The organism is Pelomonas dachongensis, assembly GCF_043555865.1.
Lineage (GTDB): Bacteria > Pseudomonadota > Gammaproteobacteria > Burkholderiales > Burkholderiaceae_C > Pelomonas > Pelomonas dachongensis.
In genome coordinates this window covers 47,961-71,864 of record NZ_JBIGHY010000012.1, presented here as the reverse complement: position 1 = coordinate 71,864, position 23,904 = coordinate 47,961, and the positions used below count along the sequence as shown (strand labels likewise).

The 23,904-nt window shown below is 67.3% G+C and carries 22 protein-coding genes; 13 read left to right on the top strand and 9 right to left on the bottom strand.

The window, feature by feature from the left end; translation table 11 throughout:
• Positions 1-19: 19 nt before the first annotated feature.
• The 4 genes from ACG02S_RS23440 (at position 20) to ACG02S_RS23425 (ending at position 4,716) form a co-directional block, all read left to right on the top strand.
• On the top strand, positions 20-1,144 hold the full coding sequence (locus ACG02S_RS23440; RefSeq protein ID WP_394472921.1) for a hypothetical protein: 1,125 nt from the start codon (positions 20-22) through the stop codon (positions 1,142-1,144).
• Positions 1,144-2,787: a vWA domain-containing protein gene (locus ACG02S_RS23435; RefSeq protein WP_394472920.1), complete on the top strand. Its 1,644-nt coding sequence runs from the start codon at positions 1,144-1,146 to the stop codon at positions 2,785-2,787. The genes ACG02S_RS23440 and ACG02S_RS23435 overlap by 1 nt, the downstream gene beginning before the upstream one ends.
• A gap of 73 nt (positions 2,788-2,860) precedes the next feature.
• Positions 2,861-3,514 (top strand): hypothetical protein, encoded by a 654-nt coding sequence (locus tag ACG02S_RS23430; RefSeq protein ID WP_394472919.1) that lies wholly within the window; start codon positions 2,861-2,863, stop codon positions 3,512-3,514.
• Positions 3,511-4,716, top strand: coding sequence for a toxic anion resistance protein (locus tag ACG02S_RS23425; RefSeq protein ID WP_394472918.1), 1,206 nt, complete (start codon positions 3,511-3,513; stop codon positions 4,714-4,716). Before ACG02S_RS23430 ends, ACG02S_RS23425 begins: the two co-directional genes overlap by 4 nt.
• A gap of 4 nt (positions 4,717-4,720) precedes the next feature.
• On the opposite strand, the gene ACG02S_RS23420 is transcribed toward ACG02S_RS23425, so the two are convergent.
• The gene (locus ACG02S_RS23420; protein WP_394472917.1) at positions 4,721-5,638 is read right to left on the bottom strand and encodes a LysR substrate-binding domain-containing protein; all 918 of its coding nucleotides are present in this window, start codon (positions 5,636-5,638) and stop codon (positions 4,721-4,723) included.
• Positions 5,639-5,734: 96 nt separating this feature from the next.
• Between ACG02S_RS23420 and ACG02S_RS23415 the strand changes: the two genes are divergently transcribed.
• Both ACG02S_RS23415 and ACG02S_RS23410 read left to right on the top strand, forming a co-directional pair.
• Positions 5,735-6,499, top strand: a complete 765-nt coding sequence (locus tag ACG02S_RS23415; RefSeq protein ID WP_394472916.1) for an SDR family NAD(P)-dependent oxidoreductase — start codon at positions 5,735-5,737, stop codon at positions 6,497-6,499.
• A 64-nt stretch (positions 6,500-6,563) separates the two neighbouring features.
• On the top strand, positions 6,564-7,433 hold the full coding sequence (locus tag ACG02S_RS23410; protein WP_394472915.1) for a DUF4394 domain-containing protein: 870 nt from the start codon (positions 6,564-6,566) through the stop codon (positions 7,431-7,433).
• A gap of 62 nt (positions 7,434-7,495) precedes the next feature.
• On the opposite strand, the gene ACG02S_RS23405 is transcribed toward ACG02S_RS23410, so the two are convergent.
• The 5 genes from ACG02S_RS23405 to ACG02S_RS23385 form a co-directional block, all read right to left on the bottom strand.
• Positions 7,496-8,230 carry an amino acid ABC transporter ATP-binding protein gene (locus ACG02S_RS23405; RefSeq protein WP_394472914.1) on the bottom strand — a complete coding sequence of 245 codons (735 nt, stop codon included), beginning with the start codon at positions 8,228-8,230 and terminating at the stop codon, positions 7,496-7,498.
• 15 nt (positions 8,231-8,245) lie between these two features.
• Positions 8,246-8,917, bottom strand: coding sequence for an amino acid ABC transporter permease (locus ACG02S_RS23400; RefSeq protein ID WP_394472913.1), 672 nt, complete (start codon positions 8,915-8,917; stop codon positions 8,246-8,248).
• Positions 8,914-9,651, bottom strand: coding sequence for an amino acid ABC transporter permease (locus ACG02S_RS23395; RefSeq protein ID WP_394472912.1), 738 nt, complete (start codon positions 9,649-9,651; stop codon positions 8,914-8,916). Before ACG02S_RS23395 ends, ACG02S_RS23400 begins: the two co-directional genes overlap by 4 nt.
• Positions 9,652-9,716: 65 nt before the next feature.
• Positions 9,717-10,601, bottom strand: coding sequence for an amino acid ABC transporter substrate-binding protein (locus ACG02S_RS23390; RefSeq protein ID WP_394472911.1), 885 nt, complete (start codon positions 10,599-10,601; stop codon positions 9,717-9,719).
• Positions 10,602-10,710: 109 nt separating this feature from the next.
• The gene (locus ACG02S_RS23385) at positions 10,711-11,628 is read right to left on the bottom strand and encodes a LysR substrate-binding domain-containing protein (RefSeq protein WP_394472910.1); all 918 of its coding nucleotides are present in this window, start codon (positions 11,626-11,628) and stop codon (positions 10,711-10,713) included.
• Between the two features lie 153 nt (positions 11,629-11,781).
• On the opposite strand from ACG02S_RS23385, the gene ACG02S_RS23380 reads away from it, so the two are divergent.
• The 3 genes from ACG02S_RS23380 to groL all read left to right on the top strand — a co-directional run bounded on the left by ACG02S_RS23380 (position 11,782) and on the right by groL (position 14,729).
• Positions 11,782-12,444 (top strand): hypothetical protein, encoded by a 663-nt coding sequence (locus ACG02S_RS23380; protein WP_394472909.1) that lies wholly within the window; start codon positions 11,782-11,784, stop codon positions 12,442-12,444.
• Positions 12,445-12,698: 254 nt separating this feature from the next.
• A complete protein-coding gene (groES, locus tag ACG02S_RS23375) occupies positions 12,699-12,989 on the top strand; it encodes a co-chaperone GroES (RefSeq protein WP_394472908.1) in 291 nt (96 codons plus the stop codon).
• Positions 12,990-13,079: 90 nt separating this feature from the next.
• Complete coding sequence (groL, locus tag ACG02S_RS23370; protein ID WP_394472907.1) at positions 13,080-14,729, top strand: chaperonin GroEL; 1,650 nt, start codon at positions 13,080-13,082, stop codon at positions 14,727-14,729.
• Positions 14,730-14,929: 200 nt separating this feature from the next.
• Here groL and ACG02S_RS23365 read toward each other — a convergent pair whose 3' ends face one another.
• Positions 14,930-15,769 carry a MipA/OmpV family protein gene (locus ACG02S_RS23365; RefSeq protein WP_394472906.1) on the bottom strand — a complete coding sequence of 280 codons (840 nt, stop codon included), beginning with the start codon at positions 15,767-15,769 and terminating at the stop codon, positions 14,930-14,932.
• 228 nt (positions 15,770-15,997) lie between these two features.
• Between ACG02S_RS23365 and ACG02S_RS23360 the strand changes: the two genes are divergently transcribed.
• Positions 15,998-18,019, top strand: a complete 2,022-nt coding sequence (locus ACG02S_RS23360) for a DUF1631 family protein (protein ID WP_394472905.1) — start codon at positions 15,998-16,000, stop codon at positions 18,017-18,019.
• 17 nt (positions 18,020-18,036) lie between these two features.
• Here ACG02S_RS23360 and ACG02S_RS23355 read toward each other — a convergent pair whose 3' ends face one another.
• Together ACG02S_RS23355 and yihA are read right to left on the bottom strand one after the other, a co-directional pair.
• Entirely contained in the window at positions 18,037-18,915 is an 879-nt protein-coding gene (locus ACG02S_RS23355) for an alpha/beta fold hydrolase (RefSeq protein WP_394472904.1), read from the bottom strand.
• 1 nt (position 18,916) lies between these two features.
• The gene (gene yihA, locus ACG02S_RS23350) at positions 18,917-19,699 is read right to left on the bottom strand and encodes a ribosome biogenesis GTP-binding protein YihA/YsxC (protein ID WP_394472903.1); all 783 of its coding nucleotides are present in this window, start codon (positions 19,697-19,699) and stop codon (positions 18,917-18,919) included.
• Positions 19,700-19,767: 68 nt separating this feature from the next.
• Between yihA and ACG02S_RS23345 the strand changes: the two genes are divergently transcribed.
• The 3 genes from ACG02S_RS23345 to ccsB all read left to right on the top strand — a co-directional run bounded on the left by ACG02S_RS23345 (position 19,768) and on the right by ccsB (position 23,863).
• Complete coding sequence (locus ACG02S_RS23345; protein ID WP_394472902.1) at positions 19,768-20,388, top strand: c-type cytochrome; 621 nt, start codon at positions 19,768-19,770, stop codon at positions 20,386-20,388.
• Between the two features lie 62 nt (positions 20,389-20,450).
• Entirely contained in the window at positions 20,451-22,517 is a 2,067-nt protein-coding gene (locus ACG02S_RS23340) for a cytochrome c biogenesis protein ResB (protein WP_394472901.1), read from the top strand.
• Entirely contained in the window at positions 22,514-23,863 is a 1,350-nt protein-coding gene (gene ccsB / locus ACG02S_RS23335) for a c-type cytochrome biogenesis protein CcsB (RefSeq protein ID WP_394472900.1), read from the top strand. The genes ACG02S_RS23340 and ccsB overlap by 4 nt, the downstream gene beginning before the upstream one ends.
• Positions 23,864-23,904 lie beyond the last annotated feature (41 nt).

The window sequence follows — 23,904 nt, the reverse complement described above, 5'->3', positions numbered from 1 at the left end:
GAGGCAGCTTCTCACCATCATGAACAACGCGAAACGCCTGATCGGCACCCTGGTTCTGCTGGCGCTGTTTGGCGGCGCCCTCTTCTTTGCCTTGCGCAGCAACGACGAAAACAGGCTGATCGCGCAGGAACAGGCCGCCGTCGCCACCGCCGAGCCGCTGAAGGGTTTCATCACCGTCGAGATGGAGCCGTTGTTCAAGGATGAGCGCGTGATCCGCGCGCTGGCCCAGGCGAAGCTGCCGGTGCAAGTGGCCCGCGTGGGCAGCCGCGACATGGCAGCCCGCATCGGGGGCGCCGACCAGCCGGACTTCTTCCTCGCCAGCGGCGTCGTCGCCGCCAACATGATTGCCGACGCCGCGCGCAAGGCCGGCAAGACGGCCACGCAGACCTCGCCCTTCCACACGCCGCTGGTGGTGGCCTCGTGGGAGCCGATCGCGAAGATCCTGTCCGCCAATGGCATCGCCGAGCCGGGCGCGCCGCGCGTCTACGGCCTGGACATGGAAAAGCTGACGCAGGCCATGCTGGCCAAGCAGCGCTGGCGTGACCTCAAGAGCAGCGGCGACTACGCGGTTTCGCGCAGCGTGCTGGTGAGCACCACCGACATCCGCCGCAGCAACTCCGCCGCGATGTACCTGGCGCTGACGTCGGCCGCACTGAACGGCGACGTGGTGGCCGACCGAAGCGCGGCGATGAAGTACGCGGGCCAGCTGGCCGAGCTGTTCAAGCGCCAGGGCTTCCAGGAGAACTACGTCAACGGCGCGTTCGATGACTACCTGGCCATCGGCATGGGCAAGACGCCGCTGACCTTCATCTACGAGAGCCAGATGCTGGCCCAGGCACAAAAGGGTGGCGTACGGCCCGAGATGGTGCTGATGTACCCGCAGCCCACCATCGTCAACAAGATCGTGTTCGTCGCGATGAGCGACCGTGCCCGCCTGCTGGCCGAGCGGCTCGCCGCTGACCAGACGCTGCAGGCCGTCGCGCTGGAGCAGGGCTTCCGCACCGGTGACACGGCCGCCTTCACAGCCGCCGCCGAGAAGGCCGGGCTGGCCGTGGACGTGCGTATGAACCAGGTCATCGACCCGCCAGGGTTCGACCTGATGTTTGAAATGATCGACATCGTCAGCCGGGAGATGAACCAGTGATGCGCCGTGCCTTCTGTGTGTTCGCCCTTGCCTTGCTGGCCGCCTGCGGCAAGGCGCCCGAGACCGCCTCGGACGCGCCGGACATTCCAACCAGCGAAGCCACGACACCCCTGCACGTGCTGGCCACCAGCGACTTGAAGGACATCGAGCCGCTGGCCGCGCAGATCCGCAAGGCCACGGGCGTGGACGTGCAGTTCCGCTTCGGCGGCACGATGGAGAGTACGCAGGAGGTGCTGAGCGGATCGCAGGCCGACGCCGCCTGGTTCGCCAACGCCAAGTACCTGCTCAGCGACGCGGCTGGCCAGAGCAAGGTCAAGGTGCAGGAAAAGATCATGCTGTCGCCCATCGCGGTGGGCGTCAGCAAGAGCGATGCCGCGAAATACGGCTGGGACAAGCCCGGCACGAAGATGACCTGGGCCGACATCGCCCGCGCGGCCAGGGCCGGCCAGCTGCAGTACGCACTGTCCAACCCCGCCACCAGCAATCAGGGCTTCATGGCGCTGCTGGGCGTTGTCGCCGCGGCCGGCGGCAAGGGCGAGGCGCTGACAGCAGGCGACGTGGACCGCGGTGCCATCGCCGACTTCCTGAAGGGCTACAAGATCGTTGGCGACAACTCGACGTATCTGGCCGAGCAGTTCATCAAGCAGCAGGGCACGCGCGCCAATGCCTTCATCAACTACGAGAGTTGGTTGCTGAGCCTGAACGCCAGCGGCAAGCTGCGCGAGCCGCTGCACCTGATCTACCCATTCGAGGGCGTGTCCACGGCCGACTACCCGCTGATGCTGCTGAACGACGCGCGCCGGGCCGACTACGTGAAGGTCGTCGAGTACCTGAAGGGCGACGAGGCCCAGCTGTGGCTGGCGCGCCAGACGCTGCGCCGGCCCATGCGCGCCGAGGTCGCCGCGCGCGTGGCCGACCTGCTGCCGCCGCTGGGCTTCCAGGTGGAGCTGCCGTTCTCGCCCGACCGCCAGCTGGCCGACGGCTTGATCGACGCCTACCTGAACGAGTTCCGCAAGCCGATTGCGTCCACCTTCGTGCTGGACACCAGCGGCAGCATGCAGGGCCAACGTCGCGAGCAGCTGGTGGAAGCCATCCACTACCTGGCCGGCGCTGATGCGTCGCTGACCGGCCGCGTCGCCAAGCTGACCAACCGTGAGCGGCTGTGGTTCCTGCCGTTCAGCAATGCGCCGCGCGCGCCGGTGCCGTTCGAGATCCCGGCCGGCAGCAAGGTCGCCAAGGGCGTGGCGCCGCAGGTGGACACCGAGGCCAAGCTGGCCGAACTGAAGCGCGTGCGCGACACCGCTGACGAGCTGAAGATGGCCGGCGGCACGGCCTTGTACGACGCGGTGCTGGCCGGCTTGCAGCACATGCTGGAGGAGCGCCAGCGCCGGCCCGACTACCAGTACTCGGTCGTCGCTTTCACCGACGGCAAGAACACCGCGGGCCGCAAGCTGGAAGACTTCAAGCGCGCCTACGAGCAGCTGCCTGAGGACGTGCGCGGCATCCCGGTCTTCATGGTGCTGTTCGGCGAGGCCGGCGAGGCCGACCTGAAGGAGTTGGTCAACATCACCGGCGGCAAGGTGTTCGACGCGCGCAAGACGCCGCTGTATGCGGTGTTCAAGGACATCCGGGCCTACCAATGAGCCACGCACGGCCGTTCCGAACTGGCGAGCGCCCCCTTGGGGGGCAGGCGCGCAGCGCCGTGGGGGTCGACAAATGACGGGTCTCTTCAGATGGCTGAACGCGCCTGCGAACTGGTGCGGCCTGCTGGTGGCCACCGGCGTGCTGGTGCTGAAGGCCCTGGGCCTTCTTGGCGGCTGGGCGCTGGGCCTCGCTGCACTGGGCTACGGCGTGGGCCTGGGCGCCGGCGCGCTGTGGTGGGGCTGGCCGAGCACCAAGGAAGACGCCTGGGAGGCGCTGAAGTTCGAGGACGAGGGCGACGCCCGTGAGGCCATGGGCCGCGCGCTCAGCGGCGTGCGGCGGCTGACCGAGCACAACCCCGGGCAGCGCATCCCCTTCGTGCTGGCGCAGCGCATCCAGCGCCTGTGCGAGCGGCTCGAAGGCCTGCTCAACCAGTGGGAGCGCAGCAAGGGCAGCTTGAGCCTGCAGGAGACCTTCCATGCGCGCCACATTGCCATCACCTACCTGCCCGAGGCGCTGAACACCTACCTCAGCATCCCGCAGCAGTTCGCCACCACCAAGCTGCTGGCCAACGGCAAGACGGCGCAGACCACCTTCGAGGGCGTGCTGGCCGAGCTGGAGACCAAGGTCGACCAGCTCGGCGACGACCTCGCCGGCCAGGACGCGCAGGCCTTCCTGCGCCACAGTGAATTCCTGAGACAGAAATTCGGCAACAAGGACATCGCATGAGCACGACGACGACCACCACGGCCACCCCTTCATTCACGCTGACGCCGCCCGAGGTCATCACGCCGGTGCAACCGGTCCAGGCGGTCGAGGCCGTGCCGCTGAAGGCCGAGGTGGCCGACAAGGTCGACGAGCAGGTGCGCCGCTTCATCGAGGCGCTGGAGAAGGAAGACCTGCACAGCGAGCCCTTCAAGGCCAAGCTGGACAGCGCCTTCCAGCTTGGCCGCCAGGAGATCAGCATCGCGGCCGGCCTGATGCAGGGCAGCCTGATGCAGCGCAACTTTGTCGGCGCGACGGACACGCCGGCGTACAAGGCCATCGCCGCCATCCGCGGCCAGCTCGACGAATTGAACCCTGGCAAGGACGGCGACCTGCTGCAGCCGCGCAAGCTGCTGGGCCTGATCCCGTTCGGCAACAAGCTGGAGGCCTATTTCCGCAAGTTCGAGTCGGCCAGCTCGCAGCTGCAGACGGCGATGACCCAGCTCTATGCGGCCAAGGACGACATCCAGAAGGACGTCATCGACATCGAGGCCACGCGCGGCAAGCTGTGGGAGGCCATGCAGGCGCTGGCCGCCGCCGCCCGCTTCGCCCGCACGCTGGACGCCCGGCTGGACGAGCGCGTGCAGCAGCTCAAGGCCAGCGACCCGCTGAAGGCCAAGGCGCTGGAGCAGGAAGTGCTGTTCTACGCGCGCCAGAACCTCGCCGACATCCAGACCCAGCAGGCCGTCTGCGTGAACGGCTACCTGGCGCTGGATGTGCTGAAGAAGACCGGCCGCGAAATGATGATCGGCTGCGACCGCGTCGCCACCACCGGCATGAGCGCGCTGGCCGTGGCGCAGACCGTGGCGCGCGCCACCGGCAACCAGATCGAAGTCATGCAGATGCTGCAGGGCGTCAACAAGACCATCGGCGACCTCATCCACCAGACCGGCACGGCGCTGAACCAGCACGTCGATGCGACGGCCGAGTTCTCGTCCAACCCGATGCTGGGCATCCAGCAGATCCAGTCCATGTTCGACCAGACCTTCCAGGCCATGGACGCGATGGACAACTTCCGCAGCCAGGCCATCGCGACGATGGGCACCAACAACAAGCTCATCCAGGAGCAGCTGGCGCGGTCCGAGACCTACATCGACCGCGTGCGCCAACAGCAGGCCAAGGCGGCGATGGGCGGGGTGGCGATCGATGGGCCGGTGAATCTCTGAGCGTCTAACCGTCCAACCGGCTGGCAACCCGTTCGGCCAGCCAGTCCATGAACACCCGCACGCGCCGCGGTGTGTGGCGGCGCTGGCTCATGACCAGCCGCACCGGCAGCGGCGCGGCCTCGAAGCCTTCCAGCAGCCGCACGAGGCGGCCATCGGCCAGCAGGTGGCGCACGCCCTGAACCGGAAACTGTGCGACGCCGGCGCCGGCCAGCACCGCAGCTTGGTAAGCGTCGGTGTTGTTGACGGTGACGCGAGACGGCAGCGTCAGGCTGCGCTCCTGGCCTGATGCATCCAGCCAGTCGAAGCGCGGGCGGCGGTCGGCCCAGGTCTGGCTGTAGTGCACCAGCACATGCCCGCCAGCGAGCAGTTCGTCCGGCGTGGCCGGCGTGCCATGCGCGGCGAGGTAGGCGGGGCTGGCGACGTTGACCATGCTCATCTGACCCAGCGGCCGTGCGACGAGCATCGGGTCGTGCACGGCACCGACGCGCAGCACGCAGTCGAAACCCTCCTCGATGAGGTCGACGCGGCGGTCGCTGCAGCTCACCTCGATGGCCAGGCCCGGATGCGCCGCGAGGAACGCAGGCAGCGCCGGCAGCACCACGTCCAGCGCCAGCCGCACCGGCAGATCGACACGCAGCCGGCCGGTGAGCTGCGCGTCCTGCTGGAACAGCGACTCGATCTCGCCGGCATCGGCCAGCAGCACCTGCGCGCGTTCGGCCAGCAGTTCGCCGTCGGCCGTGAGGCTGACGCGCCGCGTCGTGCGCTGCAGCAGCCGCGTGCCCAGGCGCGCCTCCAGGTCGCGCACGATCCGACTGACTCGGCCCTTGGGCAGCGCCAGCTCGTCGGCGGCGCGGCTGAAGTGCGCCAGCTCGGCCACGCGCAGAAACACGCGCAGCGCGGCGAGATCCAGATTGGTCGCCATTTCAAACACATTGAGTTCCGAACACGCGACTTTATCCATTGCTACCGAATCAATAAATTTCACGCCGTCCCCTCTCAACCGCTGACGGAGCCAACCATGACAGCACCCATCACCCTCATCACCGGCGGCAGCCGCGGCCTCGGCGCCGCCATGGCGCTGGCGCTGGCCCGAGACGGCCACGACCTGCTCATCACCTACCGCGACCAGGCGGGAGCCGCCCAGGCCGTCGTCGCGCAGATCCAGGCCCTCGGCCGCCGCGCTCAGGCGCTGGCCCTGGACGTGACCGCTTCCTCCTTCGGCCTCTTTGTGCAGCAGGTGCGCGACACGCTGCACGCCTGGGGTGCACCCGCGCTGGACGGCCTCATCAACAACGCCGGCGCTGGTGTGCACGTGCCGTTTGCCGAGACGACACCGGCGCAGTTCGACGCGCTGCTGGCCATGCACCTGCGCGGTCCGTTCTTCCTGACGCAGGCGCTGCTGCCGCTGCTCGCCACGGGCGACCGGACGGGTGCGTGCATCCTCAACATCTCCAGCGGCCTGACCCGCTTCTCCCTGCCCGGCTATGCGGCCTATGCCGCGATGAAGGGCGCGGTCGAGGTGCTGAGCCGCTACCAGGCCAAAGAGCTGGCTGCCCGCGGCATCCGCGTCAACACGCTGGCGCCGGGCGCGATCGCGACCGACTTCGGCGATGGCGCGGTGCGCGACAACGCCGAGCTGAACCGGTTCGTCGCGTCGGTCACGGCGCTGGGCCGGGTGGGCGAGGCCGACGACATCGGCGGCGCCGCGGCCACACTGATGCGCCCGGGCGCCGGCTGGATCACCGGCCAGCGCATGGAAGCCTCCGGCGGCATGTTTCTGTAACCGCTTCAATCCAAGCCGGGGATGGACACGTATAAATCGGGTTTATCCCAACTCTGGAGACGCCATGAGAAGCCACGCCCTCACGCTTGCCGCCACCGCCGTTCTGCTCGCCGCCTGCGCCAGCCAGCCAACCGAACCGCTCGGCCCGATGGCCAAGGAGACCATCTACGCGGTGACGGCCGGCAATCAGCTGATCCAGTTCAACGCCGGCCAGCCGCAGAAGACACTGTCCAGCCGCGCGCTGACCGGTCTGGCTTCCGGCGACACGCTGGTGGGCATCGACTTCCGTGTCGCCAAGGGCCAGCTGTTCGGCCTGGGCGCCAGCGGCCAGCTGTACCGCATCGACACCAAGACGTCGGCCGCCAGTGCCGTCGGTACGCCGATTGGCCTGCCCGCTGGCGCGACTGAATGGGGCTTCGACTTCAATCCGACGGTGGACCGCATCCGCGTCGTCAGCAACACTGGCTTCAACATGCGGGTGCACCCCGACACGGGCGCCGTCGTCGATGCCGACCCCAACACGCCCGGCCTGCAACTGGATGGCCGCCTGCAGTACGACAGCGGCGACGTGAACGCCAGCAAGGCCGCTAACGTGGTGGCGGCCGGCTACACGTACAACAAGGGCAACGAGAAGATCACCACCAACTACGCGCTGGACGGCCAGGCGGGTGTGCTGGCGCACCAGGGCACCAAGGAGGGCGTGCAGCCCATGGTGTCGCCCAACACCGGCAAGCTGTACACGGTGGGCTCGCTGGGCGTGGGCTCGTTCGACAAGGCGACGCTGGACATCTCGGACGTGTCCAATGCAGCCTACTCGGCCATCACGACGGGCGGCCAGTCAGTCTGGTACCGCATCGACCTGGCCACCGGCAAGGCGACGCGCATTGCGGGCATCTCTGGCGGCCCGGTCGTCGGCGCGGCCATCGAGCCCTGAGTCCGCACGACTTCAATCAAAACGCCCGCCATCTGGCGGGCGTTTTTCATGCGGCCTGCAACTCAGTGCTGCAGGATCTTGGCCAGGAAGTCCTTGGCTCGCGGCGTGCGCTCCTCGGGCTTGCTGAAGAAGTCGGCGCTGGAGCAGTCCTCGACGATCTTGCCGGCGTCCATGAAGATGACGCGGTTGCTGACCTTCTTGGCAAAGCCCATCTCGTGCGTGACGCACATCATGGTCATGCCCTCCTGGGCCAGTTGCACCATCACGTCCAGCACCTCGCCCACCATCTCCGGGTCCAGCGCCGAGGTGGGCTCGTCGAACAGCATGACGATGGGGTCCATCGACAGCGCGCGCGCGATGGCCACGCGTTGCTGCTGGCCGCCGGAGAGCTGTCCCGGGAACTTGTCCTTGTGCGCGGACAGGCCCACGCGGTCCAGCATCTTCAGACCACGCACCTTGGCGTCCGCCACCGAGCGGCCCAGCACCTTGACCTGCGCGATGGTCAGGTTCTCCGTCACCGACAGGTGCGGGAACAGCTCGAAGTGCTGGAACACCATGCCCACGCGCGAGCGCAGCTTGGGCAGGTTGGTCTTGGGGTCGGCGATGGAGATGCCGTCCACAACGATGTCGCCCTTCTGGAAGGGCTCCAGCGCGTTGACCGTCTTGATCAGCGTGGACTTGCCGGACCCCGAAGGCCCGCAGACGACGACCACCTCACCCTTCTGGATGGACGTCGTGCAGTCGGTCAGCACCTGGAAGCTGCCGTACCACTTGGAAACGTTCTTGATGTCGATCATGGTGATTCAGCGCATTCAGCGAATGATGGCGATCTTCTTCTGCAGGCGGCGGACCAGCATGGACAGGCCGAAGCAGATGACGAAATAGACGACGGCGGCGATCAGGTAGGTTTCGACCGGACGGTTGAAGTTCTTGCCCGCAACCTCGAAACCCTTCAGCAGGTCGTAAGCGCCGATGGCATAGACCAGCGAGGTGTCCTGGAACAGGATGATGGTCTGCGTCATCAGCACCGGCAGCATGTTGCGGAAGGCCTGCGGCAGCACGACGAGCTGCATGGTCTGGCCATAGGTCATGCCCACCGCGTAACCCGCGTGCACCTGGCCCTTGGGCACGCTCTGGATGCCCGCCCGCATGATCTCGGAGTAGTAGGCCGCTTCGAACAGCGTGAAGGTGACGATGGCCGACAGCTCCGTGCCCAGCGCCTTGCCGGTCAGCAGCGGAATGAGCAGGTAGAACCACAGGATCACCATCACCAGCGGGATGGAACGCAGCGTGTTCACGTAGGCCGCGGCAGGCATCACCAGCCAGGCCTTGCCGGACAGGCGCATCAGCGCCAGCACCGTGCCCAGCAGAATGCCGCCGATCATCGCGATCAGCGTCAGCTGGATGGAGAAGATGAAGCCCTTGGCGACAAAGCCGGAGATGACGTCCCAGTTCAGGAAGCTGAAGTCGAGCTGCTGCATCATTTGCCTCCCACCATGCCGGGGACGCGCGTCCGGTTCTCGATGACGAGCGCGATGCGGTTGATGGCGAACGCCGAGATGAAGTACAGGCCGGTCACGGCGATGTAGATCTCCATGTTGCGCGACGTTTCCTCACTGGCCTGGATGGAGAACATCGTCAGCTCGGCAATGCTCACGGCGAAGGCCACCGACGAGTTCTTGATGATGTTCATGCTCTCGCTGGTCAGCGGCGGGATGACGATGCGAAAGGCCATGGGCAGCAGCACGTAGCGGTAGGTCTGTGGCAGCGTGAACCCCATGGCCAGGCCGGCATAACGCTGGCCCTTGGGCAGGCTCTGGATCCCGGCCTTCACCTGCTCGGCAATGCGCGCCGACGTGAAGAAGCCCAGCGCGAACACGACCAGGATGAAGCTCGGCACCTCACGCAGCACCGGGAACAGCGACGGCAGCACGTGGTACCAGAGGAAGATCTGCACCAGCAGCGGGATATTGCGAAACAACTCCGTCCACGTATTGCCGATCGCCACCAAGGTCCGGCTCGGCGTGGTGCGCAGGATGCCCATCAGCGCGCCGACGCTCAACGCCAGCACCAGCGCCAGCACCGCCACGCTCAGCGTCCAGCCCCAGGCCGAAATCATCCATTGCAGATAGGTGATGTCGCCGCCGCTGCCGAAGCAGCTGGCGACGACTTCACCGTCGATGGTGTTCTTGCAGAACACCTGCCAATCCCAGCTCATTGACTCTCCTACGAAAAGGCGGGTGACCCGCACCCGCCTTGCACTAGCTCAAAACGTGCCCGCGATCACTTCTTCGCGTAGTCTTCCGTCGGCTTGTCGTTGGGGTTGGCCCAGGCGTCCTTCGTCGCGGCCGACAGCGGCAGACCGATCCGGACATTGGTCGGCGGGATGGGCTGCAGGAACCACTTGTCGTAAGTCTTGGCCAGATCGCCCGACTTCATCTGCCCCTTGATGCTGTCGTCGACCGCCTTCTTGAAGGCCGGGTCGTCCTTGCGCAGCATGATGGCGATGGGCTCGACCGCCAGCACGTCGCCGACGATCTTGTACTCGGCAGGCGCCTTGGAAGTGGCGATGTTCTTGGCCAGGATGGAGCCGTCCATCACAAAGGCATCGGCGCGGCCGGACTCCAGCAGCAGGAAGCTGTCGGCGTGGTCCTTGCCGAACACTTCCTTGAAGTCCACGCCCGCGGCGCGCTCGTGCTTGCGCAGCGTCTGCACCGACGTCGTGCCGGTGGTGGTCGCGATGGTCTTGCCAGCCAGCTGGTTGATGGCGTTGATGCCGGAACTGGCCTTCACGGCGATGCGCACTTCCTCGACATAGGTCGTCACGGCGAAGGCGACGTCCTTCTGGCGGGCCACGTTGTTGGTCGTCGAGCCGCACTCCAGGTCGATGGTGCCGTTGACCGTCAGCGGGATGCGGTTGGCAGACGTGACCGGCTGGTACTTGGTCTCCAGCTTGCGGCCGACCACTTTTTCCAGGTCGGACACGACCTTGGTGCAGACGTCGATGTGGTAGCCGACGAACTTGCCGTCGCCGATGGTGTACGACAGGCCCGAGGACTCGCGCACGCCCAGCGTGATGACGCCGCTGTCCTTGATCTTCTTCAGCGTGTCGGCCTGGGCCGCCATGGCAACGGCGGCCAGGGCCGCGACGAGCAGTACTTTTTTCATGAACACTCCAACAACAGAATGGGTGGGATCGGTCGCATCCATGAGCAGATCACGCCGTGCGTGCTGCCCATATGCGGGTTTATACGACGCATGCAAAAGGCGGATGCCTTCATGCACGCGCTGCAAGATAGTCCCACAACGCCCGCGCTGCGGCCTTCTGGCGACGCGCCAGCTCCGGGCGCTCACGGTAGATGCGCAATTCCATGCTGACGGCGAACTCGCCCGCAGGCGCGGCGGGCACCAACCGCCCGACAGCCAGTTCCTTCTGCACGGAGCTGGCGGGCAGGAACGCCAGACCATGCCCCTCCAGTGCCATCGCCTTCAGCCCCTCGGCCATGTCCGTCTCGTAGATGGAGTCAAGGTTCAACGCACTGCCGGCCTCCTTGACGATCAGCTCGACCAGGCGCCCCAGATAGGCCCCAGCGGCGTAGCTGAGAAAGGGAATCTTCTGCCCAGGCCGCCCCGGCAGCCGGAACAGCGGCTCGCCTTGGGCGTCCGCACGTGCGTAGGGCTGCAGCGTCTCGTGCCCCAGCGACACCATCTGGTAGCGCTCGGGGTCCAGTTGCAAAGGCTGGCTGGCATGGTGATAGACCAGCAGCAGGTCGCAGTTGCCCTCGCTGAGCTGCAGCATCGCGTCATGCACGTTGGCGGCGTTGAGCCGGCACTTGATCGCGCCGAAACCGCGTCGCAGCCCCATCAGCCAATGCGGGAAAAAAGAGAACGCCAGCGAGTGCGGCACGGCGAACTCGATCATGTCCTGGTCGGCCGACTGGTGGCTGCGCAGCATGTTGCGCGTGGCCTGCAGGTTGCCAAGCAGATCAACCGCCTGGGCCAGCAGCGTTGCGCCGGCTACGGTCAGCCGCGTGGGGTATGACGAGCGGTCCACCAGGTCGACCCCCGCCCAGGCTTCCAGCGCCTGGATGCGGCGCGAGAACGCCGGCTGGGTCACATGACGCAGCTGTGCCGAGCGGGAGAAGCTGCGCGTCTCGGCCAAGCTGACGAAGTCTTCGAGCCATTTGGTTTCCACGACGGCAGTTTAGCCATGCGCCCCTCGCCCCCCTAAGCCGGGCGTCGCGCGCGCAACGCCCCCTCAACTGGAGGGGCCGCGCGCGGCCCAGTCCCGGAGTGCTTGTTTACATTTAGCGCCAAATCCCAACTCGAAAACCCGACGGAGAACGCCATGCGCGCGACGAGGAAATTTCTGGCTCTGGCCTTGCTGACCACCACGCTGCAGCCGGCCCTCGCCGGAACCGTGACGCTCGACTTCGAAGATGCCGCCGAACGCGGCCAGCTGTCGGAGCAGTTCAAGGACCTCGGCCTGCACTTCACCGGCAACGCGTGGGGTGTCAACTCCCAGCTGAACGGCTGCGGCAGCGGCCTGTCGTTCGACAAGCCCGGCAGTTGCGGCGCACTGATCCTGGGCAATCCCGCCGACCGGGAAACCGGCGAACTCCGCGAGTTCACGATCAGCGTGGATAGCGGCTTCATTGATATGGTGTCGTTCACTTACGGCCAGCGCGCCGCGGGCGGCCTGTCCATTTCGGTGTTCGGCAGCCGCGACGGCACCGGCCAACCGCTGGCCCTGCTGTCCAACCTGCTGGAACCGGGTTGCGACCAGCCCAACGTCCGCTTCTGCGGCTGGGAAGACGACGCCATCGAATTCCAGGGCACCGCCTACTCGATCACATTCTCCGGCTTCGACAAGCGCGTGATGCTGGACGACCTCAGCTTCACCACCCGCGATGCGACCAACCCCAACCCGCTGCCGGAACCCGCCAGCATGGCACTGGCTCTCGGCGCACTGGGCGCTCTCGGCTGGACACGCCGCCGCGCGTCGCGCTGAAACTGCGCGACCTCGCGTCAAAGGACCGCCTCGGCGGTCCTTTTTGTATTTCGGGCCCGCCATCCCGGCAGGGGTCTGCACATCACGTCTGTCAGCAACCCTCTTGAATCGCGAGGCCGCGTCCCTATAATCCGATTGCTAGCACTCTGCACTTTCGAGTGCTAACAGATCGGGCCGAATCCTCGACCCCATTTTTTCGGCGAGCCGCAGACCGCCTCTGGCCTGCGGCCGCTTCCAACTCGCAAGGAGATCCCATGAAGCTGCGCCCCCTGCACGATCGCGTGATCGTTCGCCGTCTGGAGCAAGAAACCAAGACCGCCTCTGGCATCGTCATTCCCGACAACGCCGCCGAGAAGCCTGATCAAGGTGAAGTGCTGGCCGTCGGTCCGGGCAAGCGCAACGACAAAGGTGAATTCGTTGCCCTGAACGTCGCCGTCGGCGACCGCGTCCTGTTCGGCAAGTACTCCGGCCAGACCGTCAAGGTCGACGGCGACGAGCTGCTGGTCATGCGCGAAGAAGACCTCTTCGCGATCGTCCAGAAGTGATGCACCGAGGGCGATAGCGCGACGCGCCGCCCTCCTCAAACCAGTGTCAGGAAACTGACTCTGACCCCAATTTAGATTCGGAGAATTCAAATGGCAGCAAAAGACGTGATCTTTGGCGGCGAAGCCCGCGCCCGCATGGTTGAAGGCGTGAACATCCTGGCCAACGCGGTCAAGGTGACGCTGGGCCCCAAGGGCCGCAACGTGGTGCTCGAGCGCTCTTTCGGCGCCCCCACCGTGACCAAGGACGGTGTGTCCGTGGCCAAGGAAATCGAGCTGAAGGACAAGCTGCAGAACATGGGCGCGCAGATGGTCAAGGAAGTCGCTTCCAAGACGTCTGACAACGCCGGTGACGGCACCACCACCGCCACGGTGCTGGCACAAGCCATCGTCCGCGAAGGCATGAAGTACGTGGCCGCCGGCATGAACCCGATGGACCTGAAGCGCGGCATCGACAAGGCGGTCACCGCCCTGGTCGCCGAGTTGAAGAAGGCCTCCAAGGCCACCACGACCTCCAAGGAAATCGCTCAAGTCGGCACGATCTCGGCCAACAGCGACTCCGAAGTCGGCCGCATCATTGCCGAAGCAATGGACAAGGTTGGCAAGGAAGGCGTCATCACCGTTGAAGACGGCAAGAGCCTGGACAGCGAACTCGACGTCGTCGAAGGCATGCAGTTCGACCGCGGCTACCTGTCGCCCTACTTCATCAACAACCCCGAGAAGCAAGCCGCGCTGCTGGACAACCCGTTCGTCCTGCTGTTCGACAAGAAGATCTCGAACATCCGCGACCTGCTGCCCACGCTGGAGCAAGTGGCCAAGGCCGGCCGCCCGCTGCTGATCATTGCTGAAGAAGTTGACGGCGAAGCGCTGGCGACCCTGGTGGTCAACACCATCCGCGGCATTCTGAAGGTCGTCGCCGTCAAGGCGCCTGGCTTCGGTGACCGTCGCAAGGCCATGCTGGAAGACATCGCCATCCTGACGGGCGGCAAGGTCATCGCCGAAGAAGTGGGCCTGACGCTCGAGAAGGTCACGCTGGCCGACCTGGGCCAGGCCAAGCGCGTCGAAGTGGGCAAGGAAAACACCACCATCATCGACGGCGCCGGCGCTGCTGCCGACATCGAAGCCCGCGTCAAGCAAGTGCGTATCCAGATCGAGGAAGCCACCAGCGACTACGACCGCGAGAAGCTGCAAGAGCGCGTGGCCAAGCTGGCCGGCGGCGTCGCCGTCATCAAGGTCGGTGCCGCCACCGAAGTCGAGATGAAGGAAAAGAAGGCCCGCGTTGAAGACGCGCTGCACGCCACGCGCGCAGCCGTTGAAGAAGGCATCGTGGCCGGTGGTGGCGTCGCGCTGCTGCGCGCCAAGCAAGCTGCTGGCGCCATCAAGGGCGACAACGCCGACCAAGACGCTGGCATCAAGCTGGTGCTGAAGGCGATCGAAGCCCCGCTGCGCGAGATCGTCTACAACGCCGGTGGCGAAGCCTCCGTCGTCGTCAACGCCGTGCTGGCCGGTTCGGGCAACTACGGCTTCAACGCCGCCAACGACACCTATGGCGACATGATCGAAATGGGCATCCTGGACCCGACCAAGGTGACGCGCACTGCCCTGCAGAACGCTGCTTCCGTTTCTTCGCTGATGCTGACGACCGAGTGCATGGTTGCCGAGTCGCCGAAGGAAGAAGCTGCCGGCGGCGGCATGCCCGGTGGCATGGGCGGCATGGGCGGCATGGGCGGCATGGACATGTAATCGGCACGGCATTCGGCGACTGCGCAGGCGCTGGACGGCGCTGCAGTGCGCACCGCACGCGAGTGCGGTTGCGCGCTTCACACCGCCCAGGACCCGCTCGCGACGCCGACTGCCGCACCGATGGTGTCGCGTGACGACTCACATCGGTATCAACAAAGGGCTGCGCGAGCAGCCCCTTTTTCATTGGCGCTCTGCCAGCGTCAGTCATTCGCGCTGGCCGCGGAGCGCTTCAGCGTGTAGGTCAAGCCGATGCCGTAGCTGATGCCCGTCGTGCGCCGCACCAACGCGCTGTCACGGTTGGCCGCACCGGCGAGGCTGTCGAGACGGCCGAACGCAAACAGGCGCAGGTCCGGCGTCAGGTGCGTCGCCGCCCTGGCCCCCAGCCGCCAAGCGATCAGGCCGGCCCGCGCATCGAACGCCGGCCGGTCCGGCCGCGCCTCACCAGGCGCCACGCCGTAGAACGTTGATCCCATGCGGCGATCCCCGAACAAGGCGCCCACGCTGAGTCCGTAGCCCCAGCCGCCCGCCTGAGGGCGGCGCTGCCAGCTCAGCTCCGGCTCCAGGGTCATGCCGCGATGACGCCTGGGATCGCGGGCCTCGAACACGCCACGCACCGGCAGCTCCAAGCTGATGCGGTCGCTGGCACTGCGGCCGTTCAAGAACCAGCGAGCCACGGGCCCCGCCTCCACCAGCGTGCCCAGCCGCGCCATGCCCTCGCGCGCCCGCAGGGACTCCGAACCCGAACTCAGCGAGCCGGCGAACGACACGTCCAGCTCGAAGCGCTCCGTCCGCACCGTGCGCAGGCCGGCGCTGCCGCCCTCGGCCCGCAGCACCTTGCCGCGGTAGACCAGATACGGCAGCGCCAGCACGCGGCGGGCCTGCTGGTCAGACCCCGGATAGGCCTGCTGCGACAACCCGCCAGCCGCCACCCCCAGCTCCCACAGCGGCAGCGCCTCGCGCCGCGGCGTGGCCTCCTCAGTCTGCGCGCTCGCGGCGCCCGCGCCAGCGATCCAACCTGCAATGAGAAGAAGACGCTTCATGTCATTCCCGAAACCCGTACCGCGCGCATCATGCCGCGTGTCGCCTCGCCACAACCGCGGCCACAAACGCGGCCACAAACGCGGCCACAAACGCGGCGAAAGCGTGACAACGTTCCCGAACTGCGCCAGCGGCCCTGCGGATCAGGGGCGTTCAGCGGGCGTAACTCGGCGGGCCTCGCTGAAGGCGCGCCGGATAATGGAAACGTCCCCTCTGCTCACGCCGCTGCCTTGCATCCCCACGAACTGCTCGATCACGCACTGACGGAAGCCGGGCCGCTGGCCCGCGAGCTGCTGAACGTCGTGCAGGATGAACTGGACGCCCAGCCCCAGCACTTCGCACTGCGGGAAAGCTGGCGCAAGGTTCGCGCCCACTTCGCGACGGATTTCGAAGGCAAGCTCATCGAGCTGCTGCAGGCCGGCCGGCGCGGCGACGACCCGCTGCACCGGCCAGCGCTGCAACTGGGCGGCCTCGAAGGCCTCAGCCTGGTGGACGAGCATCAGGCGCTGCAGGATGTGGCCGTTGCGCACGTGGCGCAGGCCGCCGAAGAAGCCAGCCGCGCCGAGCTGCACCAGATCGGCAACTTTTTCGCCGCCTCTCGCGGCATTGCCCGGGCGCGCGAGCGCGACAACCCGCTGCGCCCCGCGCTGTACGCGCATGCGCTGCACCACGCGCTGGCCGCCAGCCCGGTGGCCGCGCAGGCCCAGTACGAGCTGATGCGGGTGGCAGCGGCGCCGCTGGCCCGGTCGCTCCACCGCCTCTACAGCCACGCCTGCGCGCAGCTGCGCGCCGCCGACATCAGCGACATGGTGGCATCGCACGGCCAGCCCAAGACTGACCCGCTGGCGCACCAACGCCTGGCCGCGGCGCGCGGCATCGGCGCCAAGGCAACCATGCCGGGCACGCTGGACGGCCTGTCGCGCCGCATCGACGCCGTCAACTCGCGGCGCCAGGGCCTGGGCAGCCCCCGTGACGCGCAGGCGCCCGCGCCGTTCGTGCGCACGACCGGACCGGACATGCTGAGCCGGCTGTACGACCAGATCCTGGCTGACCCGCGCCTGCTGCCGCCGCTGAAGGCCTTGCTGGGTCGCCTGCAGATTGCCGTCGTGCGCCTGGCCCGCAGCGACTCGACGCTGCTGCGCCGCCAGGACCACCCCACCTGGGCGCTGCTGAACCGCGTCGCCGCGCACGGCATGGCGTTCGAGCGCGTCGACGACCCCCGCCTGGTCGCTTTCCTGCGCTTCATGGAGGCCGAGTCCCAGCTGCTGGTCGACGCGCCCACCCCGACGGCGGCGCTTTTCCAGCAGGCGCTGGCGCGCGTCACAGCGCATGTCGACCAGCAGGCGCGCCAGAGCAGCGAGTGCAACGCCGTCGCGTTGGCCGCGCTGGAGCGCGAGCAGCTGCGCACTGAATGGCGCGACTTGATCCGCGAGCAGATCGACCAGCAGACCGCGGGTGCGCCGTTGGGGCCGCGCATGCACCGCTTCCTGCAGACCGTCTGGGTCGACGTCATCGTGACGGCGATGGTCGGCCACGGCCGGGACTCGCAAGAGGCGCAGGCCGCCGTGGAACTGGTCGACGCGTTGCTCGACAGCCTGGTCACGCCGCGCGACCAGGCTGACCGCGAGGCCTTGCGCATGCGCCTGCCGGTGCTCATCGAGACGCTGAACGCCGGCTGTGACAGCATCGGCCTGGCGGCGCCCAAGCGCGAGCCGGCGCTGCAGGAACTGATGGGCCAGCACGCCCGCCTGCTGCGCGGCCTGCCGGCACTGGACCCGGCCGAGCGCCGCCCCGTCGCGCCGCGCCCGACAAGCACGGCTGGCAACGCCGCGCCCGCGTCGGCCGAGGAGATCGTCAAGCGGCTGATGGAGGAGCGCGACTCGCAAGTGCCCTCGCACTGGCTGCGGACCGAGGTCGACCGCGCAGGGCTGCCCACGGTGCCCGTGCAGCTGTACAACGAACACGATTCGCCCGATGCCAGCGCCGCGCTGCAGCGCTGGGTGAACGGCATGCAGCTGGGCCACTGGTACCACCTGTTCATCCAGGGCGACTGGCACACCGCGCAGATCGCCTGGATCAGCGAAGGTCGTCAGTTCATGCTGTTTGTAGGCCGCGAGTCGGACGAGCGGCTGCCGCTGACGCGGCGCGCGCTGGAGGCGCTGCTGGCCAACGGACTGATCACCGCGCTGGAGGACGACAGCGTCGTGCAACGCGCCGTCGACACGCTGATGAGCGACCTGGACGGGGGCTGATCAGCCAACCGCCGCGCTCAGAGCACGGATTCGATCAGGTCGCCCACGCGCGTCGGCTGCTCATGCAACAGCCAGTGGGTGCCCCCCGGCACGCGCTCCACGCGCAGCTCCGGGACGAACTCGCCCAGCCCGTCCAGCAAGGTGGGCGGCAGCGCCGTGTCGGCCTCGCCCCAGATCACCAGCGTTGGCACGCGCACATGCAGCATCTCGGGCGGCAGCTGCACGGCGGCGGCGCCCGTATCGCTGCCACTCGGCGGGCGCAGCGGCGAGGCGCGGTAGAAGTTCAGCGGCCCGCTGAGCCCGCGTGACCACAGGTCGCGGTAGCGCTGGCGCACGGCATCGTCCAGCCACGTTCCGGCGCCGCCCTGGTGGGTCAGAAGCTCGAACAGCCCGGCGAAGTCATCGGCCGCGTAGCGGGCTTCGGCGTCCGGCGCGCACAGGTCGTTCATGTAGGCACTGCCGGCCTGCTGGGCAGCATCGCTGGCCAGGGCACGCTGGAACAGCCCGGGGTGGGGCGAGTTGACGATGACCAGCCGCTGCAGCAGCTCGGGCCGCAATGCCGCCAGGTTCCAGGCCAGCGCGCCCCCCCAGTCGTGCGCGATGACCGCATGCACCGGAGCACCGCCGCTGTGCTCGATCAGCGCCGCGATGTCGGCCACCAGGTGCCGGGCGCGGTAGGCCGCCACGTCGGCCGGCGCGCTGGAGTCACCATAGCCGCGCAGGTCCGGCGCCAGGCAGCGGAAACGGTCGCTGAAGCGGGCCCGCAGCGCGTCCCAGATGAAGCCGCCCTCCGGGAAGCCATGCAGGAAGACCAGCCGCGGCGCATCCACCGGCCCGCTGGCGCGGCAGGCCAGCTCGATGCCGGGCGCGGTGGTGAAGCGCAGCAGCGTGGTCATGTCAGTCGGCGCTGTCGGCGCTTTCGGCCGGAGGATGCACCTCGGCCGCCTGGGCGGCCTGTGCAGCGGCGGCCCTGGCGGCCAGCTGTTCGGCGCCATGCGTCCATTCGTGCAGCGCCTGCGCCACGTCGCCCACGCCGCTTTTCTTCAGCGCTGAGAACAGTGTCACCGCCACCTCCGAATGCTCGGTCGTCATGCTGGCCAGGAACTCGGTGGTCGCGCGCAGCGACGCATCGGCCTCCTTGCGATTGAGCTTGTCCGACTTGGTCAGCAGCACCAGCAGCTTGATCTCGCCGGTGGCCACGCGGGCGGCAACGAATTCCAGCAACTGGCGGTCCAGGTCGGTCAGGCCCAGGCGCGAGTCCACCATCAACACCACGCCCGACAGGCTGCGGCGCACGGCCAGGTAGTCGGCCATCACCTTCTGCCAGCGCAGCTTGGCGGACTTGTTGACGGCCGCGTAGCCGTAGCCCGGCAGGTCGGCGAACAGCGCATCGGCGGCGTCCTTCGGGCCCAGCTCGAACAGGTTGATGTGCTGGGTGCGGCCCGGCGTCTTGGACGCGAAGGCCAGCCGCTTTTGCTGCGCCAGCGTGTTGATGGCCGTGGACTTGCCCGCATTGGAGCGGCCGACGAAGGCGATCTCGGGCAGTTCGGTGGCCGGTAGGTGGTGCAGTTGGCTGGCCGTCGTCAGGAAGCGCGCCGTGTGCGTCCAGGCCAGCGCCAGCTTCTCGGTGACGGGCTCCGAAGAAGGGGCAGGTGCTGCATCAGGGATTTCGTTGGTCATGGACGGATGGGACGCTGTGATTCGGCATTGTAAAATTTCAAGGTTGCGCCCAACGAAACCATAAATCCATGAAGACTGTCGCCCTCCTCCTGTCGAGTCTGATGCTGACCGCCGCGGCTCACGCGAACGAGCCTGCCGCCGCATCCGCCAAGCCGGACCTGGCCAAGGGTGGCGCCATCTCGACGCAGGTCTGCGTGGCCTGCCACACCGCCGACGGCTCGCGCGGCGCGCCCGCCAACCCCATCATCGCCGGCCAGCATCCCGAATACCTGGCGAAGCAGTTGCACGAGTTCAAGAGCGGCAAGCGCAAGAACGCCATCATGAGCGGCATGGCGGCCCCGTTGTCGGAAGAGGACATCCGCAACGTGTCGGCTTTCTATGCCTCCAAGACCGCCAAGCCGGGCTTCGCCAAGAACAAGGCCACCGTCGCCCTGGGCGAGAAGATCTACCGCGGCGGCATCGCCGATCGCAACATCCCGGCCTGCGCGGGCTGCCACGGCCCGACCGGCTCGGGCATGCCGGCCCAGTACCCGCGCCTGGGCGGCCAGCATGGCGACTACATCGACGCCCAGATGACCGCGTTCCGCGCCGGCACCCGTGCCAACGCACCCATGATGACCGCCATCGCCGCGAAGATGAATGACAAGGAAATCAAGGCTGTGTCCGACTACATTGCCGGCCTGCGCTGAATTTTTCCAAGCCTGCGAAGAAAGGCCGGTGACTCGCACCGGCCTTTTTTCTTGATGCCCAGATGTCCACCTCCGCCCCCCGCCCCTCCGTCGCCCGAGAACTGTTGGACCTGCTGGCGTCCATGCGCTTCGCGATCGCGTTGCTCAGCGTCATCTGCATCGCCTCGGTCATCGGCACGGTGCTGCGCCAGAGTGAGCCACTGGGCAACTACATCAACCAGTTCGGCCCCTTCTGGGCCGAGGTGTTCGGTCGGGTGGGCCTGTACACGGTCTACAGCGCACCGTGGTTCCTGGTGATCCTGGCGTTCCTGGTGGTGTCCACCAGCCTGTGCATTGCGCGCAACGCGCCCAAGATCGTCGCGGACCTGAAGAACTACAAGGAAGGCGTGCGCGAACAGTCGCTGCAGGCCCATCACCACAAGGCCATCGGCGAGCTGCACAGCAACCCGCAAATGGCGCTGGCCGAGATCGGCGCCACGCTGACCGCGCTGGGCTGGCGCGCCCGCGTCCAGCAGCGCGACAACGGCACCATGATCGCGGCCCGCCGCGGGGCGGCCAACAAGATCGGCTACCTGGCCGCGCACTCGGCCATCGTGCTCATCCTCATCGGCGGCGTGCTCGACGGCAACGCAATGGTGAAGCTGACGATGTGGCTGCAGGGCAAGCAGCTGTACACGGGCTCCGGCTTCGTCGCCGACATCAAGCCCGAGCACCGGCTCAGCGCCGCCAACCCGGGCTTTCGCGGCAACGTGTCCGTCACCGAAGGACAACGCCAGGGCATCGCCATCCTGAGCCTGCCCAGCGGCGTGGTGCTGCAGGACCTGCCGTTCGACATCGAGCTGAAGAAGTTCAGCGTCGAGTACTACTCGACCGGCATGCCCAAGAGCTTCGCCAGCGACATCGTCATCCACGATGGCGGCACGACACGCAGCGCCATCGTCAAGGTGAACGAGCCAGCCATCCACAAAGGCGTCGCAATCTACCAGAGCAGCTTCGAGGACGGCGGCAGCAAGCTGGCGCTGACGGCACTGCCGCTGGACGGCAGCGAACCGCGCGCTTTCGAGGGGCGCGTCGGCACGCGGCTGCCGTTCGGCGATCAGACGCTGGAGCTGGAGGGCCTGCGCGTCATCAACGTCGAGAACATGAGCACGCCCGACGCCAGCGGCGCCGACGTGCGCAAGGTGGACCTGCGCAACACCTTGTCCAAGCACCTGGGCAGCGGCGCCAAGGGCGACGGCGAGAAGGTGCTGCACAACGTCGGTCCATCGTTCAGCTACAAGCTGCGCGACGCGGCCGGCCAGGCGCGCGAGTTCAACAATTACATGCTGCCGGTGACGCTGGACGGCCACAAGTTCTTCCTATCGGGCATGCGCGAGACGCCGGCAGAGAACTTCCGCTACCTGCGCATGCCTGCCGACGAGAACGGCGAGCTGGCCGGCTGGCTGCGCCTGCGCGCGGCACTCGGGCAGCCTGCGCTGCGCGAAGCGGCGGCGCGCGCCTATGCGCGCTCGGCCACGCCCGACGGCCAGCCGCAGATGCAGGCGCAGCTGGTGACCACCGCGCTGCGGGCGCTGACGCTCTTCTCCGGCGCCGCCGCCCAGCCCGCGGACGAGGCCAAGGGCGGCCTGCCCGCGCTGTCGCAGTTCATTGAGCGCGACGTGCCAGAGCCCGAGCGCGCGCGCGTGTCCGAGGTGCTCCTGCGCATCCTCAACGGCAGCCTGTTCGAGCTGCACCAGCTGGCCCGCTCGCGCGCCGGCCTGGCACCCGCAGCCGTCGATGCCGACACGCAGGCCTTCATGACGCAGGCCGTGCTGTCGCTGTCCGACAGCCTTTACTACCCGGCCCCCATGCTGCTCAAGCTGGAAAGCTTTGAGCAGCTGCAGGCCAGCGTGTTCCAGGTCGCACGCGCCCCTGGTCAGAAGCTGGTCTATCTGGGTGCCATCTTGCTGATCGTCGGCGTCTTCGCCATGCTGTACGTCAAAGAGCGCCGGCTGTGGGTGTGGATCGCCCCCACCGCCGACGCTGCCGGCTCGCAGGTACGCATGGCCATGTCCAGCACCCGCGAGTCGCCCGACAACGCCACGCTGTTCGCCCAGCTGAAGGCTGCCGTACTGAAGGAAACGTCATGAACACCACCACCTTCGACCTGCCGCGCCGCCATGCCCTGCAGCGCCGCGGCGCCATGGACTGGGCCTTCGCCCTGCTGGTGCTGGCCGGCGGCGGCTATGCGTTCAGCCGCTACCAGGCCTCCATGGACGTCTACGAGCAGGCCATCCTGGGCTTCACGCTGCCGACGCTGATCGCGCTGGGCTGGTTCTGGAAGCCGCTGCGCTGGCTGAGCCTGGCCACCGGCGCGGCGGTGCTGCTGGCCATCGCGCTGTACACGCGCCAGATGGATGACTTCGGCGCCGACTTGGCGGCTGGCGAGCAGGTCTTTCTGCTGAAGTACATGCTGTCCAGCCAGAGCGCCATCCTCTGGATGAGCCTGCTGTTCTTCATGAGCAACCTCTTCTACTGGGGAGGCTTCTTCACAGGCGCGGGCCGGCACAGCGTGGCCGAGGCCGCGGGCTCCAAGCTGGCCTGGGGCGGCGTGTTCATGGCGCTGGTGGGCACCATGGTGCGCTGGTTCGAGAGCCACCAGATCGCGCCCGACATCGGCCACATCCCGGTCAGCAACCTGTACGAAGTGTTCGTGCTGTTCTGCTGGATGACCACGCTATTCCACCTGTACTACGAAGAGAAGTTCGCGACCAAGTCGCTGGGCGCCTACGTGATGCTGGTGGTCAGCGCGGCGGTGGCCTTCCTGCTCTGGTACACGGTGGCGCGCGGCGCGCAGGAGATCCAACCGCTGGTGCCGGCGCTGCAGAGCTGGTGGATGAAGATCCACGTGCCGGCCAACTTCGTCGGCTACGGCTGCTTCGCGCTGGCCGCGATGGTGGCGCTGGCCTACCTGCTGAAGACCGCCACCACGCGCGCGCTGCTGGTGGGCTTGGTGGGCGTGCCGGGCTTCATCATCGTGCTCATCGTGGCTGTGCGTCTCCTGGCCGACGTGACGCCGCAGACCATCACCGGGCTGGACGGCTGGGCTGGCAAGATCGCCGGCGTGATGGTGTTCCTGGGCGTCTGCGTCGCACTGCGCAGCCGTCTGAGCGCCCGCCTGCCGGACCTGCCGCAGCTCGATGACCTGATGTACAAGGCCATCGCGTTGGGCTTCGCGTTCTTCACCATCGCGACCATCCTGGGCGCATTCTGGGCTGCCGAGGCCTGGGGCGGCTACTGGAGCTGGGACCCCAAGGAAACCTGGGCGCTCATCGTCTGGCTGAACTACGCCGCCTGGTTGCACATGCGGCTGATGAAGGGCCTGCGCGGCGCCGTGTCGGCCTGGTGGGCGTTGGTCGGTCTGCTGGTCACCACGTTTGCGTTCCTGGGCGTCAACATGTTCTTGTCGGGCTTGCACAGCTACGGCGAACTCTGACGCTGTCGCCCTCGACGCGGGCCGAGCGCTGGGCCGCGCCT

Bases quoted from the DNA above. Each gene is read 5' to 3' on its own strand.
- ACG02S_RS23440 (WP_394472921.1), top strand. From the start codon at position 20: ATGAACAACGCGAAACGCCTGATCGGCACCCTGGTTCTGCTGGCGCTG.
- ACG02S_RS23435 (WP_394472920.1), top strand. From the start codon at position 1,144: ATGCGCCGTGCCTTCTGTGTGTTCGCCCTTGCCTTGCTGGCCGCCTGC.
- ACG02S_RS23430 (WP_394472919.1), top strand. From the start codon at position 2,861: ATGACGGGTCTCTTCAGATGGCTGAACGCGCCTGCGAACTGGTGCGGC.
- ACG02S_RS23425 (WP_394472918.1), top strand. From the start codon at position 3,511: ATGAGCACGACGACGACCACCACGGCCACCCCTTCATTCACGCTGACG.
- ACG02S_RS23420 (WP_394472917.1), bottom strand. From the start codon at position 5,638: ATGGCGACCAATCTGGATCTCGCCGCGCTGCGCGTGTTTCTGCGCGTG.
- ACG02S_RS23415 (WP_394472916.1), top strand. From the start codon at position 5,735: ATGACAGCACCCATCACCCTCATCACCGGCGGCAGCCGCGGCCTCGGC.
- ACG02S_RS23410 (WP_394472915.1), top strand. From the start codon at position 6,564: ATGAGAAGCCACGCCCTCACGCTTGCCGCCACCGCCGTTCTGCTCGCC.
- ACG02S_RS23405 (WP_394472914.1), bottom strand. From the start codon at position 8,230: ATGATCGACATCAAGAACGTTTCCAAGTGGTACGGCAGCTTCCAGGTG.
- ACG02S_RS23400 (WP_394472913.1), bottom strand. From the start codon at position 8,917: ATGATGCAGCAGCTCGACTTCAGCTTCCTGAACTGGGACGTCATCTCC.
- ACG02S_RS23395 (WP_394472912.1), bottom strand. From the start codon at position 9,651: ATGAGCTGGGATTGGCAGGTGTTCTGCAAGAACACCATCGACGGTGAA.
- ACG02S_RS23390 (WP_394472911.1), bottom strand. From the start codon at position 10,601: ATGAAAAAAGTACTGCTCGTCGCGGCCCTGGCCGCCGTTGCCATGGCG.
- ACG02S_RS23380 (WP_394472909.1), top strand. From the start codon at position 11,782: ATGCGCGCGACGAGGAAATTTCTGGCTCTGGCCTTGCTGACCACCACG.
- groES (WP_394472908.1), top strand. From the start codon at position 12,699: ATGAAGCTGCGCCCCCTGCACGATCGCGTGATCGTTCGCCGTCTGGAG.
- groL (WP_394472907.1), top strand. From the start codon at position 13,080: ATGGCAGCAAAAGACGTGATCTTTGGCGGCGAAGCCCGCGCCCGCATG.
- ACG02S_RS23365 (WP_394472906.1), bottom strand. From the start codon at position 15,769: ATGAAGCGTCTTCTTCTCATTGCAGGTTGGATCGCTGGCGCGGGCGCC.
- ACG02S_RS23355 (WP_394472904.1), bottom strand. From the start codon at position 18,915: ATGACCACGCTGCTGCGCTTCACCACCGCGCCCGGCATCGAGCTGGCC.
- yihA (WP_394472903.1), bottom strand. From the start codon at position 19,699: ATGACCAACGAAATCCCTGATGCAGCACCTGCCCCTTCTTCGGAGCCC.
- ACG02S_RS23345 (WP_394472902.1), top strand. From the start codon at position 19,768: ATGAAGACTGTCGCCCTCCTCCTGTCGAGTCTGATGCTGACCGCCGCG.
- ACG02S_RS23340 (WP_394472901.1), top strand. From the start codon at position 20,451: ATGTCCACCTCCGCCCCCCGCCCCTCCGTCGCCCGAGAACTGTTGGAC.
- ccsB (WP_394472900.1), top strand. From the start codon at position 22,514: ATGAACACCACCACCTTCGACCTGCCGCGCCGCCATGCCCTGCAGCGC.